The organism is Knoellia subterranea KCTC 19937 (assembly GCF_000768685.1).
In the GTDB taxonomy this organism is placed as follows: Bacteria; Actinomycetota; Actinomycetes; order Actinomycetales; family Dermatophilaceae; genus Knoellia; species Knoellia subterranea.
In genome coordinates, this window is sequence record NZ_AVPK01000013.1 from 20,434 (window position 1) to 32,957 (window position 12,524).

Here is a 12,524-nt window from a genome sequence, read left to right on the forward strand (position 1 = left end):
TCCGGCTCGGGAGAGGGTCGGCGGCTCGCGAGCCGGATCCGAACGGGTCAGCTCGTGGGATCGGCCCAGGCGTGGAGCCGGTCGGCGTCCCACGTCGTGATGATGCGGTCCCACGGCACACCGAGCAGTTCGGCCCGCTCGCATCCGTAGGCCTTCATGTCGAGCTGCCCGGGCGCATGTGCATCCGAGTCGATGGAGAAGACGCACCCGATCTCCAGGGCCAGCTCGATGAGTTCGTCCGGAGGGTCCTGCCGCTCGGGGCGGCTGTTGATCTCGACCGCCGTGTTGCCCTCGAGGCAGGCCTCGAACACGGCGCGCGCGTCAAAGTCCGACTGTGGCCTCGTGCCGCGCGACCCTTCGACCAGACGTCCGGTGCAGTGCCCGAGCACGTTGACGCGCGGGTTGAGGACGGCGTTGACCATGCGCTTCGTCATCGGCGCGGAGTTCATCTTCAGCTTGCTGTGGACCGAGGCGGTCACGAGGTCGAGCTGGCCGAGCATGACGTCGGTCTGGTCGAGTGAGCCGTCGTCGAGGATGTCGACCTCGATTCCCTTGAAGAGCCGAAATGTCTGTCCCACACCGCGATTGATCGCGTCAACGATGGCGATCTGCTTCGTCAGGCGCTCGGCGGTGAGGCCATTGGCGACACGAAGCTGGGGCGAGTGATCGGTCAGCACCATCCACTCATGGCCGAGTTCGATGCCGGTGAGCACCATCTCGTCGATGGGCGACCCGCCGTCACTCCAGTCGGAGTGGAGGTGGCAGTCACCGCGCAACGCGGCATACAGGTCCTCGCCGCCGTCGGCCAGTGGGCCACCGCTGTTGTCCTGCAACGATTCCAGGTATGCCGGCAGCTCACCTCGCGCTGCCTCCTCGACGACCGATGCGGTCGTCTTCCCGATGCCGGGGACCTGTTGGATCGTGCCGGCTTCAACGTGAGCCGCGACCTCGTCGTCGCCGATCTCCTTGAGGGCCTTGACGGCCTTGCGGAACGCCTCGACCCGGTAGGTCCCGGCGCGGTTGCGTTCGAGGAGGAAGGCGATGCGGCGCAGGGCGTCGGTGGGATCGACGGGAGCCTCGAGGGGTGGGAGCAGGGCGACCATGTCCTCCATCTTGCCTGTCGGGGGCGGCGGGCAGGATGGGCGCCATGAGTCTTCCGACGACCTTCCGCTCCCTGCACGACTCCGACTTCTTCGTCCTGCCCAACGCGTTCGACGCCGGGTCGGCGAAGCGGCTTGCGGAGGCCGGCTTCGCGGCCATCGCCACGACCAGCCACGGGCACGCGGCCACCCTCGGCAAGTCCGACCTGGAGGTGACGCGCGACGAGATGGTCGAGCACGTCGCCCTGCTCGCGAGCGTCGTCGACGTCCCGATCAACGTCGACTCGGCCGACTGCTACCCGCACGATGACGGTGGCGTCGCGCGCACGGTAGAGCTGCTCGCCGTGGCCGGTGCGTCAGGTCTGTCGATCGAGGACTACGACCCGCAGGCCAGGGCAATGGTCCCGCTCGACGAAGCCGTTGCCCGCGTGGCTGCCGTGGTCGAGGAGGCTGGACAGCACGGCATCGTCGTGACGGCTCGGTGCGAGAGCGTGCTCTACGGGTTCGATGACGACCCGGTGGCTCGGCTGGCCGCCTACCGCGACGCCGGTGCCGACGTCCTCTACGCGCCCCTCGTCAACGACGAGGAGCGACTCGCAGCCATCGTCGCGCTGGGGCGCCCCGTCAATGTGTTGGCCGCCGGAGACCACCCGGCGCCGGACCGACTGCGCGAGCTCGGCGTTCGTCGCTTCAGCACCGGCGGCGCGTTGACCCAGGTCGCGTACGACGCCGCCGTGTCCTACGCGAAGTCCCTCACCTGACATACCCCCGGCGACTTCTTGCCCTCGTGGGACACATGGAACGCGCCCTTCGGGCGCGCGTCGTGTCCCACGCGGGCAAGAAGTCGTTAGCGTTTGGCCATGACGGAGCAGTCAGCACCCGGACCGGGGCGCGAGCGGCAGAGCACGATCTATCGACGCGGCACGCTGGGGCAGCGGCCCACCGTGCCGACCGACCCCGACGCACTCGAGGCAGCAGCGGTGGACGTCCTGTCGGAACGGGCCCGGGCCTACGTCGTGGGAGGCGCCGGGTCAGGAGCGACGATGCGGGCCAACCGGGAGGCCTTCGACCGGTGGCAGGTCGTGCCACGGATGCTGCACGGGAACACGGCACGCGACCTGAGCACCGAGGTCCTCGGAACGAACCTGACGGCTCCGGTGATGGTGGCCCCCGTGGGTGCCGCCGACCTCGTCGCTCCCGGGTCCGACGTCGCCATCGCCCGCGGCGCGGCGGCAGCAGGAACTCCCTACATCTTCTCGACCCAAGGGTGCTGCCCCATGGAGGAGACGGCCCGGGCGATGGGGGACGTGCCGTGGTGGTACCAGCTCTACTGGTCCGTCGACGAGCCCCTCGTCGACTCCCTCATCGGTCGTGCCGAGGCGGCGGGAGCCAAGGCCCTCGTCGTCACCCTCGACACGACGATGCTCGGGTGGCGAACCCAGGATCTCGACCTCGGATCCCTGCCCTTCACGCAGGGGATGGGCGTCGCCCAATACACCTCGGACCCGCGCTTCATGGAGATCGTGCGGGAGCGCATCTCCGCCGCAGGGGATGAGCCGTCGCCGCTGGCGGGCACGCGCGGCGTCGGGAGGGTCGTTGCCGCGGCATCGGGCGCGCGCACCCTGCTCAGCCAGGCGCGGCGTCACCCGGGAGGGACACGCGACAACCTGCGATCGGCCGAGCCCCAGGCGGCCGTCGAGACCTTCCTCGACATCTACAGCAACCCCGGGCTCTCGTGGGCCCATATCGAGACCCTCCGGGATCGCACGCGAATTCCGCTGCTGCTCAAGGGAATCCTGCATCCTGACGATGCGCAGCGAGCCTTCGACCTCGGAGTGGACGGCATCATCGTGTCCAACCACGGAGGTCGTCAGGTCGACCGGTCCGTCGCGTCACTGGACGCGCTCGTCGCCATCCGCGAGCGGATCGGGCGTGAGCCAACCGTCCTCCTCGACAGCGGGGTGCGGTCGGGTGCAGACGTGTTCGTTGCCCTCGCGCTCGGTGCCGATGCCTGCCTCATCGGCCGGCCGCACATCTACGGCCTGGCCCTCGACGGGTCCAACGGCGTGCGCGACGTCCTCGACAACGTCATCGCCGAACTCGACCTCACGATGGGGCTCGCCGGTGCGGCGACGATCGACGACATCACGCGCGAGGCCTTCCTCATCACCACGCGCTGACGTATCCGGGACGGAACGCGCAAGAAGGCGGCGCTCTGGGATGGAATGCGCAAGAAGTCAGGCAAGCTCGGTGAGCGCCTCGAGCAGCCGGTCGATGTCCGTGTCGTCCGTGTAGGGCGCAAGCCCGACGCGCACGCCCCCATCGTCCCCCAGCCCGAGGTGACGTGACGCCTCGAGTGCATAGAAGTGTCCGGCCGGTGCATTGACGCCCTTCTCGGCGAGGGCGCGCCGCACGTCCTGCGCGGGCATTCCGTCGACCGTGAAGAGGAGGGTCGGGGTGCGCTTGCAGGCGCGCGACCAGAGGGTGACGCGATCCATCGCCCCGAGGCCGGCCTCGAGGCGGGCCAGGAGCCGGTGCTCGTGATCGTCCAAGGCCTCAAAACTCGCCAGCACGCGGTCGCGCCGGGAGCCGGTCGCCGACGGGTCGAGCCCGGCCAGGACCTCGACGGCTGCGGTCGTGCCCGCGAGCAGTTCATAGGGGAGGGTGCCGAGTTCGAAGCGTTCGGGCACAGCGTCGCTCGACGGCAGGAGCTTGTCCATGCGCAGCGTCTCGAGCAGCTCGGGTGAGGCGGCGACCACACCGAGGTGCGGTCCGAGGAACTTGTAGGGCGAGCACGTCCAGAAGTCCACGCCGAGGGTGTCGAGGTCGACCGACGCGTGGGCGGTCGCGTGCACTCCATCGACCCAGTGCAGGGCGCCGACCTCGTGGACGGCGCGGGCGATCTTGCAAACGGGCGGCTTGGTGCCGATGAGATTGGAGGCGGCGCTCGTCGCCACGAGTCGGGTCCGCTCGGTGATCAACGATGTCACCGCGTCCGAATGCAGCTCACCCGTGTCCGGCTCGAAGTCGGCCCACTTCACCACGGCACCGACGGACTCGGCGGCCTGCACCCACGGTCGGATGTTCGAGTCGTGGTCGAGGCGAGTCACGATGACCTCGTCGCCCGGCGCCCACGTGCGCGCCAGGGCGCGGGACAGGTCATAGGTCAGGGCGGTGGCGCTGCGCCCGAACACGACACCGCGCGGATCGGCGCCCAGCAGGTCAGCTATGGCCGAGCGCGCCTGCGCCACAACGGATTCGGCGCGTCGCTCGCTCACGGTCACGTCGCCGCGGTTCGAGATCGCGGACACGAGGGTGTCGTGGACGGCGCGCGCGACAGGTGTCGGGGTCTGTGACCCGCCCGGGCCATCGAAGTGAGCGGCTCCCTCACCCAGCGCAGGGAAGAGGGCTCGAACGGCAACGACGTCATAGGTCACGACCTCAACGTATCCCTCGGTGGTGCGCGGCCTCAGCCGATGGGGCGATCAGGCGCAGGCAGGTGCCTGGGCCACGGCAGCAGCCGCCTTGGCATGGGCCGGGATGCTCTTCTGGGCGTCGCTCACGGCCTTGAGCCAGGTCTGGTGGTACTGCCCACCGTCGGTGTGTGCCTTGTTGGCCATCATCCGCATGTGGGCCGACCACTCGTTCTGCACCTTCGTGCCGGTGGTGCGGACCGCGTCGAGTGCCTTGAGGCGGGCGGTGCACGCCGTGACACCGGCGTCGGCGGGCACGACCTTGGCGGCGTCGCCGCAGGCGGCCCCCGTGGCCGTGAACGCCTTGGTCGTCGCGGCGACGGCCTTCTCGTCGGCGAGGCCGAACGCCTTCGAGTCGGCGTAGATCTTCTTCGTCTGCTCGAGCGTGATGCGACCGCTCGTCTTGGCCAGGTAGGCGTCCGTGTGCTGCTTCCAGTGCGTGGCCGAGCCGGCCACCGCTGTCGCGACGGCCTCGGCGGCGCGAACCTGGGCCGTGCACGAGGCGCGGGCCCGCTCGGCAGCGGCCTCGTCGGCCGAGGGCGAGGCGCTGGCCGGAGCGCTGGGGGAGGCAGTGGTCGAGTCCGACGCGGTCGACGACGCAGTCGGCGTCGTGCTCGACGCAGTGGTGTCGCCCTGCGACGTGCCATCGCCGTCGTCGCCGAGGATCGACCCGGCGGCCCACGCACCGCCGCCAGCAACAAGGATCACTCCCGCGATGACCGCGGCAGTGATGCGACCGGCATGACCTCCAGAATGGCGCCCCACGAGTGGCCATGCTTCCAGCCCGGGCACGCTCTCGTGGCGGATTGGCGGGATTGGCCGGATTGGTTCACGCGAAACACGGCCCAAATGGTTCATTCGGGGGACGGGCACCCCGCCCATGGCCTTGGATGAGGGCATGACCCTCGCCTCTGGCCCGACCGTCGAGGGCGTTTCACCACGCCCCTGGGCCTCGGCCATGCGGCACGTCCAAAGGCGGTGGCACGCCCTCGTCACGATCCTGTGGATGCTCGTGCTCGCGCTGTCGCCGGTGCTGCGGCTGGACGGGGTCGGGCACGATGTCGCGCTGGCCGCTCACCTGCTCGGCATGGTGGTCGGCTTCGGGGCCGTCCTGCTCGTCGACTGGCACGGCCTGGTGTGGCTCTCCGGGCTGCGTACCTTCCGCGACTCACTCCGCGTCGGCGAGGCAGCGCACCCGCTCGTGTGGATGGGCCTGCTCCTCATCCTCGTGTCCGGAGCCTTCCTCGGCCCCGACCTCGGTCAGCCGACGACGTGGATCAAGCAGGTGGCCGTCCTCGCACTCGTCAACAACGGCGTCGCCGTGCGTCGACTGGGCGCCCGCCTCAGCCTGCTGAAGCCGCGAATCCACAGCCTGGCGGAGCTCCCGGAGCGTCACCGCGTCGCGATGATCGTCAGCCTCACGGTGTCCCAGATCGGCTGGTGGACGGCGGCCATCGTCGGTTACCTCGAGACGCTCAGCCGCCGCTGACCCACGCGTAGCGCCGCACGACGTCCCCTTCGAGCACCGTGAGTCCGTCGTCGTCGATGCGCAGCGTGCGCAGTGGGTCGTCTCCGACGACCTGTCCGGTATGCCGTCCGCCCACCTCGAGCGTTGCCCTCCCGTTCCCGAAGGGCCACCACCACGGCTGGGAACGGCGGGCGAGGGTCGTCGTGTCGTGGCTGGCTCCATCCAGCTGGGCGCAGGTGCCGGTCGTGGTGGCGGACGTCGGCGTGTCGAGCGTGGGATAGGTGGTGCGGTGGCACCCCGTACCGCTCGACACGTCGAGGACCAGCGCTCCGTTGCGGCCCACAGAGGCCGTTGCCCTCTCTCGGAGGACGATTCGGCTCGTGGCCGGATCGATGAGCAGGAGACTTCCGTCCTCGGTGGGGAGCGCGCCGACGGTGGGGAGGTCGCCGTTCCCGCCGACGACGGGGGCCGCCGTGCCAGCGCCCGTCGGCTGTGGCGTCGTCCAGGACTGTGCGCCGTTGCCGCCGATCCCGACCAGACGACAGGCGAGGGGCGTGCCCCCGCATGCCTGGACCACTGTCGCCTCCGGGCTGGCCGCGACGAGCGTCAGTCGGTGCGCTGGCGGTCCCTGCCACGTCCAGCGTGAGCGGCCGTCCAGGCCGGCGCCGTCGAGAGTGCCGTCGCGCAGGACGAGCATCCGCCCGCCGCCGATCGCCTTCGTCCCACCCGTCACCGACCCCAGGGTGATGCGGGTGCCGGTGACGAGGTCGATGGCGACGTTGGAGTCGGTCGCGACGAGCGCCCGATCACCGACGACCTCGCCGGCGACGGCCTCGGCCTCCCACTGGCCATCGAGGCCACCGGTCCTCGGGCCCGTCGCCCAGCCGACCACGATGGCGAGCCCGAGCACGAGAGCCGCGAGGACGGCATACGCGATCGTGCGACGGGACCTCATGCGGCAGGTGAACCGGTCACCAGGACTGGTGCAGCGGGCGTCCCTCGGCGAAGCCGGCGGTGCTCTGGATGCCGACGGTCGCGCGCTCGTGGAATTCGGCGAGCGTGCGTGCGCCGGCATAGGTGCAGCTGCTCCGCAGGCCGGCGATGATCTCGTCGATGACGTCCTCGACCGAAGGTCGGGCCGGGTCGACGAACATCCGGGCCGAACTGATGCCTTCCTCGAACATCGCCTTGCGGGCGCGCTCGTAGGAGGAGTCCGCCGCGGTCCGGTTGCGCACGGCCCGCGAGGACGCCATGCCGAAGGACTCCTTGTATTGACGGCCCTTCTCGTCGGTGAAGAGGTCTCCGGGCGACTCGAGCGTGCCGGCGAACCACGAGCCGATCATGACGTTGGACGCGCCGGCCGCGAGGGCAAGCGCCACGTCGCGCGGGTGGCGGACACCACCGTCGGCCCAGACGTGCTTGCCGAGTTCCCTTGCGGCAGTGGCACATTCGAGGACGGCGGAGAACTGCGGGCGACCCACGGCCGTCATCATGCGGGTCGTGCACATGGCGCCGGGCCCGACGCCGACCTTGACGATGTCGGCACCGGCCTCGATGAGGTCGCGCGTGCCTGCGGCGCTGACGACGTTGCCGGCCACGATCGGGACCTGCGGGTCGAGGTCGCGGACGGCCTTGAGCGCCTCGAACATCTTGGCCTGGTGGCCGTGCGCCGTGTCGATGACGAGGACGTCGGCGCCGGCCTCGAGGAGTTGGGCGGCCTTGGCGGCGACGTCGCCGTTGATGCCGACAGCCGCGCCGATGCGCAGGGCACCGTTGGCGTCGACGGCGGGGGAGTAGAGGTTGGCGCGCAGTGCGCCCTGTCGAGTGAGGACACCGACGAGACTGCCGTCGGCGGCGACGACCGGGGCGAGGCGGCGGCGGTTCTCGGAGAGCGTGTCGAACGCGCCGACCACATCGACGTCATCGCGGACGGTGACGAGCTCGCGCGACATGACGTCGTGGACCTGGACGAACCGGTCGACACCGGTGAGGTCCTTCTCGGTGACGACGCCGACCGGCTTGTCGCCCTCGACGACGACGGCCGCGCCGTGGGCGCGCTTGCCGAGCAGGACCTGGGCCTCGCCGACCGTCGTGTGCGGGTCGAGCGTGATCGCCGTGTCGAAGGTGAGGTGGCGCTGCTTGGTCCAGCCGATGACCTCACTGACGACGTCGACCGGGATGTCCTGCGGGATGATCGTCAGCGCGCCACGACGGGCCGTCGTCTCGGCCATGCGGCGCCCGGCGATCGCGGTCATGTTGGCGACGACGAGCGGAATCGTCGTGCCCGTGCCGTCCTCGGTGCTGAGGTCGACGTCGAGGCGACTCGTGACCTCGGAACGGTTCGGCACCATGAAGACGTCGTCGTACGTGAGGTCGAACTGCGGCTGAAGATCGTTGAGGAAATGCACGGCACCACTCTAAGAGGCGCCGTGTAGCAGGATCGTCCCCGTGAGTCTGCTTGCCCCGTCCCCCGCCGATGAGGCCCGCCGGTCCGGTCTGCGCCGGATGCGGGCGGTCGCCCTCGGCCTGCTCGTGCTCGCCGCCATCGTGTATGCCGTGACGTTGCGTCACGAGACCGGCTGGCTCGGCTTCGTCAACGCCGGAGCCGAGGCGGCCATGGTGGGTGCGCTCGCGGACTGGTTCGCCGTGACGGCGCTGTTCCGCCACCCGCTCGGGCTTCCGGTGCCGCACACGGCGATCATCCCGAAGCGCAAGAACGAGATCGGCCGCAACCTCCAGGAGTTCGTCACCGAGAACTTCCTCACCGAGGAGATCGCGCGCGAGCGGCTCGAGGCCGCGCACGTCGGCGAGCGAGTCGGCGTCTGGCTCGGGGAACCGGCGCACCGACAGCGGGTCATGACCGAGGTGGTGCGCGTGACGCGCGCCGGCCTCGGCCGGCTGTCCGACGACGACGTTCGCGAGGTGATCACGGACTTCGTCCTGCCGCGTCTCGCAACCGAACCGATCAGTCCCATCGCCGGGTCACTCCTCGATGGTGTCGTCTCCGAGCGGACCCACCACGGCTTGGTCGACCTCGGGCTCGAGCAGTTGCACGACTGGCTCGTCGAGAACCCCGGGACGTTCTCGTCGGTCGTCGGCGAGCGGGCACCGTGGTGGTCGCCGCCGTGGGTCGACGACAAGGTCATCGGCTGGAGCTATCAGCAGGTGTTGTCGTGGCTGCGCGACATCCGGCAGTCCCCCTTACACCCGGCGCGCGTGGCGCTCGACGACCTGTTGGCGCGGCTCGCGCAGGACCTGCAGCACGATCCCGAGGTCATCGCGCGGGCCGAGTCCCTCAAGGAGCGGCTGCTGTCGCACCCTCAGGTGCCCGAGACCGCCGTGGGCCTGTGGCGGTCCTTCGCCGCAGCCCTCGAGAAGGCGATGGACGACCCGGGGTCGTACTTCCACGTTCGTGGCGAGGAACTCCTTGAGCACCTGGGGGCGCACCTCGTCGAGGACGTCGCGTGGCGCTCGCGGCTCGAGGGGCATCTCGGTGAGGCGGTGTCGTTCTTCGTCAACACGTACGGCTCCGAGCTCGCCGAGGTCATCTCGGTGACGGTCGAGCAGTGGGACGGCAAGGAGGCGGCCGAGCGGATCGAGTTGCACGTCGGCCGTGACCTGCAGTTCATCCGGATCAACGGCACCATCGTCGGTGCCCTGGCCGGAATCACCATCCACGCCCTGAGCGCCCTTCTCTGACTGACGCTCCCCGCCCGACTCCGACGGCCCTGACCCGGCAGTCCCCTGCTGGTCCGGCCTGCAGGTCGCGACGGTCCATGTCGTTCCCGACCGTCCACGCCCCCAGAGCGCCATGGACCGTCGCGAACGCCATGGCCCGAGGGCCTGACCCAGCCCTGGACCGCGCGGCATGCGAAAAAAAGGTCGAGGCCGATGTCGATCGGGGGGTCCGCCGATCGTGGAGGGGGTGCATCGGGCGGTGGCACCAGGCCCCGCCCCACACTCCAGGAGACGATCATGACCACGCACAACAGCGCTCAGACCACAGCCCCGCACACCTGTGACGACGGCTGGACCCCCGCCCACGTCACGCGTTCCTACCTCGGCTGGGGGGTCGTCGCAGGTCCGCTCTACGTCGTCACCTCCATGGTGCAGGGCCTCACCCGGGACGGCTTCGACTTCACCAGGCACCAGTGGAGCCTGCTCGAGAACGGCGACCTCGGTTGGATCCAGGTCACCAACTTCGTTCTCACCGGGCTGGCGCTCATGGCTTTCGCCGTCGGGCTTCACCGGGCACTTGCAGGTGGGCGCGGTCGGCGAGCCGCCTGGCTCGCGGGCACCTTCGGGGCCAGCATGGTCGGCGCCGCGATCTTCCGCGCCGACCCGGCACTCGGTTTCCCCGTGGGTACGCCCGAGGGCGTCGGTGTCATCACGACGAGCGGGATCCTGCACTTCGCCTGCGCCGGAGTCGGGTTCACCGCGATCGCCGTGGCGTGCTTCGTCGTGGCCCGTCGCCTTGCCGACGAGGGCGCGCGCGTCATGGCGTGGTTCTCCCGGATCACTGGCGTCGCCTTCCTCGGCGGGTTCGCGTGCGTCGCCTCCAGCGGCGGCAACGTCATCGCGAACCTCGCCTTCACGGCCGCCGTCATCCTCGTCTTCACGTGGATCGCCGTTGTCGCCGTCAACCGCTACCGGGCTCTCGCCTGACAGCATGTGAATCAATCGCAGAGACAGGAGAATTCGATGCGCTACATCATCATCCTGAAGGGCACCCAGCCTGCCGGACCACCGCCCGAGGGCCTCATGGAGGCGATCATGGGGCTCGGCGCCGAGGCCACGGCATCCGGTTCCATGATCGAGAACGCCGGCCTCGCACCCAGCGCCACCGGTGCGCAGGTGACCGTCGCCGCCGGTGAGCTCTCGGTCATGGACGGTCCGTTCGCGGAGGCCAAGGAGTACATCAGCTACGCGATCTACGACGTCCGCTCCAAGGAGGAGGCCGTCGAATGGGCGTCCCGCTTCATGCAGCTCCACGTCGACCGCTGGCCCGGGTGGGAGGGCACGTCCGACGTGGTCAAGATCTTCGGTCCCGAGGACTTTGCGCCGCCACAGTGACCGACGGTTCGGGTATGCCGGTGGGCTGGCTCGGGCGTGCGCGCCCGGCGTCGTTGACCCTCCTCGAGTGATCGGGGAGGGTCAACTCATGTCGACGACCGACTCAGCACCCGGTGCGCAGCCACGGGTCGATGCTGCAGACACCTCCGGTGCGACCCATCGTGCCGTGGAGGCGATCTGGCGTATCGAGTCCGGGCGACTCATCGCCGGACTGGCGCGGGTGACCGGAGACGTCGGGATCGCGGAGGACATGGCCCAGGAGGCTCTCGTCGCCGCGCTTGAGCAGTGGCCCCGGACCGGAGTGCCGCCCAACCCGGCGGGCTGGCTCATGACGACTGCCAAACGTCGAGCGATCGACGCCCACCGCCGAGAATCGAACTTCGGGCGCAAGGCCGCGGTCCTCGGCGAGGAGGCTGTGAGCGGCGTCGATTCCGATGCGGTCATCGACGCGATGGACGACCACGTCCACGACGATGTCCTGCGCCTGCTGTTGACCGCCTGCCACCCCGTGCTGTCGCTCGAGTCGCGGGTTGCCCTGACGCTCCGCTGCCTTGCGGGGCTGTCGACGGACGAGATCGCCCGGGCGTTCCTCGTCCCCGAGGCGACGGCGGCTCAACGCATCGTGCGGGCGAAGAACACCTTGGCGGACAGAGGTGTTCAGTTCGAGCTCCCGGGGCCGGAGGAGCTGTCGGAGCGCATGTCCTCGGTGCTCGAGGTGGTCTATCTCGTCTTCAATGAGGGCTACTCGGCGACGAGCGGCAGTGACTGGACGCGCCCCGACCTGTGCAACGAGGCGATCCGGCTCGGGCGCCTGCTCGCCGGGCTCGTGCCTGAGGAGCCGGAGGTCCATGGGCTGCTCGCTCTCATGGAGTTCCAGGCGTCGAGGCTGCCCGCGCGTGTCGGGCCCAGCGGAGAGGCCGTGCTTCTGCCCGACCAGGACCGGCGGCTCTGGGACCGGCTGTTGGTGCGCCGGGGGCTCGAGGGACTGACTCGTGCCGAGAGCCTCGGGAAGCCGCTCGGGCCGTATTCGCTCCAGGCAGGTATCGCCGCCTGCCATGCCCGAGCACTGCGTGCCGATGACACGGACTGGGCGCGAATCGTGTCCCTCTACGATGTGCTGGTCCGGGTGTGGCCCTCGCCTGTGGTGGCTCTGAATCGGGCTGTGGCAGTGAGTTTTTTGCAAGGTCCCGAGGCTGGACTGAAGGAGTTGGAGACGGTGGCCGCATCCGGTCGGCTGGACCTCTATCCGCATCTGCACGCTGCTCGAGGCGACCTGCATGCCCGTTCCGGCAGGCTGGAAGAGGCAGCCGAGGCCTTCGCCCGCGCGGCCGAACTCAGCCGCAACGAGGCCGACCGCGCCACCTTCACCCGTCGAGCAACCGAACTCAGGGGCACTCCGGGCTGAGCGTC

12 protein-coding genes are annotated in these 12,524 nt (G+C 69.8%); 7 read left to right on the forward strand and 5 right to left on the reverse strand.

All coding sequences use genetic code 11. The annotated features are described in order from the left end of the window. Positions 1-47: 47 nt before the first annotated feature. On the reverse strand, positions 48-1,103 hold the full coding sequence (locus N803_RS15855; protein WP_035907179.1) for a PHP domain-containing protein: 1,056 nt from the start codon (positions 1,101-1,103) through the stop codon (positions 48-50). Between the two features lie 44 nt (positions 1,104-1,147). Here N803_RS15855 and N803_RS15860 point away from each other — a divergent pair, with 44 nt between their 5' ends. Together N803_RS15860 and N803_RS15865 are read left to right on the forward strand one after the other, a co-directional pair. After that, positions 1,148-1,861, forward strand: coding sequence for an isocitrate lyase/PEP mutase family protein (locus N803_RS15860; protein ID WP_035907111.1), 714 nt, complete (start codon positions 1,148-1,150; stop codon positions 1,859-1,861). A 99-nt stretch (positions 1,862-1,960) separates the two neighbouring features. Further along, on the forward strand, positions 1,961-3,280 hold the full coding sequence (locus N803_RS15865; RefSeq protein WP_035907113.1) for an alpha-hydroxy-acid oxidizing protein: 1,320 nt from the start codon (positions 1,961-1,963) through the stop codon (positions 3,278-3,280). Between the two features lie 57 nt (positions 3,281-3,337). On the opposite strand, the gene N803_RS15870 is transcribed toward N803_RS15865, so the two are convergent. Beyond that, positions 3,338-4,537: a cysteine desulfurase-like protein gene (locus N803_RS15870; RefSeq protein WP_035907115.1), complete on the reverse strand. Its 1,200-nt coding sequence runs from the start codon at positions 4,535-4,537 to the stop codon at positions 3,338-3,340. 48 nt (positions 4,538-4,585) lie between these two features. Next, a complete protein-coding gene (locus tag N803_RS15875; RefSeq protein ID WP_035907116.1) occupies positions 4,586-5,338 on the reverse strand; it encodes a hypothetical protein in 753 nt (250 codons plus the stop codon). A gap of 133 nt (positions 5,339-5,471) precedes the next feature. Here N803_RS15875 and N803_RS15880 point away from each other — a divergent pair, with 133 nt between their 5' ends. Next, entirely contained in the window at positions 5,472-6,062 is a 591-nt protein-coding gene (locus tag N803_RS15880; RefSeq protein WP_156969828.1) for a hypothetical protein, read from the forward strand. Here N803_RS15880 and N803_RS15885 read toward each other — a convergent pair. Further along, positions 6,049-6,996 carry a hypothetical protein gene (locus N803_RS15885; protein ID WP_035907119.1) on the reverse strand — a complete coding sequence of 316 codons (948 nt, stop codon included), beginning with the start codon at positions 6,994-6,996 and terminating at the stop codon, positions 6,049-6,051. The genes N803_RS15880 and N803_RS15885 overlap by 14 nt on opposite strands. A gap of 16 nt (positions 6,997-7,012) precedes the next feature. Beyond that, entirely contained in the window at positions 7,013-8,449 is a 1,437-nt protein-coding gene (locus N803_RS15890; protein WP_035907120.1) for a GuaB1 family IMP dehydrogenase-related protein, read from the reverse strand. Positions 8,450-8,489: 40 nt separating this feature from the next. Between N803_RS15890 and N803_RS15895 the strand changes: the two genes are divergently transcribed. From N803_RS15895 to N803_RS15910, 4 genes are all read left to right on the forward strand, one after another. Continuing rightward, complete coding sequence (locus N803_RS15895; protein WP_035907123.1) at positions 8,490-9,740, forward strand: DUF445 domain-containing protein; 1,251 nt, start codon at positions 8,490-8,492, stop codon at positions 9,738-9,740. 276 nt (positions 9,741-10,016) lie between these two features. Continuing rightward, positions 10,017-10,706 carry a DUF998 domain-containing protein gene (locus N803_RS15900; protein ID WP_084764623.1) on the forward strand — a complete coding sequence of 230 codons (690 nt, stop codon included), beginning with the start codon at positions 10,017-10,019 and terminating at the stop codon, positions 10,704-10,706. 36 nt (positions 10,707-10,742) lie between these two features. Continuing rightward, positions 10,743-11,114 carry a YciI family protein gene (locus N803_RS15905; RefSeq protein ID WP_035907125.1) on the forward strand — a complete coding sequence of 124 codons (372 nt, stop codon included), beginning with the start codon at positions 10,743-10,745 and terminating at the stop codon, positions 11,112-11,114. An 88-nt stretch (positions 11,115-11,202) separates the two neighbouring features. Then, on the forward strand, positions 11,203-12,519 hold the full coding sequence (locus tag N803_RS15910) for an RNA polymerase sigma factor (protein ID WP_052112388.1): 1,317 nt from the start codon (positions 11,203-11,205) through the stop codon (positions 12,517-12,519). Positions 12,520-12,524 lie beyond the last annotated feature (5 nt).

Coding starts and splice junctions, on each gene's coding strand:
- N803_RS15855 (WP_035907179.1), bottom strand. CDS start 1,103: ATGGTCGCCCTGCTCCCACCCCTCGAGGCTCCCGTCGATCCCACCGAC.
- N803_RS15860 (WP_035907111.1), top strand. CDS start 1,148: ATGAGTCTTCCGACGACCTTCCGCTCCCTGCACGACTCCGACTTCTTC.
- N803_RS15865 (WP_035907113.1), top strand. CDS start 1,961: ATGACGGAGCAGTCAGCACCCGGACCGGGGCGCGAGCGGCAGAGCACG.
- N803_RS15880 (WP_156969828.1), top strand. CDS start 5,472: ATGACCCTCGCCTCTGGCCCGACCGTCGAGGGCGTTTCACCACGCCCC.
- N803_RS15885 (WP_035907119.1), bottom strand. CDS start 6,996: ATGAGGTCCCGTCGCACGATCGCGTATGCCGTCCTCGCGGCTCTCGTG.
- N803_RS15900 (WP_084764623.1), top strand. CDS start 10,017: ATGACCACGCACAACAGCGCTCAGACCACAGCCCCGCACACCTGTGAC.
- N803_RS15905 (WP_035907125.1), top strand. CDS start 10,743: ATGCGCTACATCATCATCCTGAAGGGCACCCAGCCTGCCGGACCACCG.
- N803_RS15910 (WP_052112388.1), top strand. CDS start 11,203: ATGTCGACGACCGACTCAGCACCCGGTGCGCAGCCACGGGTCGATGCT.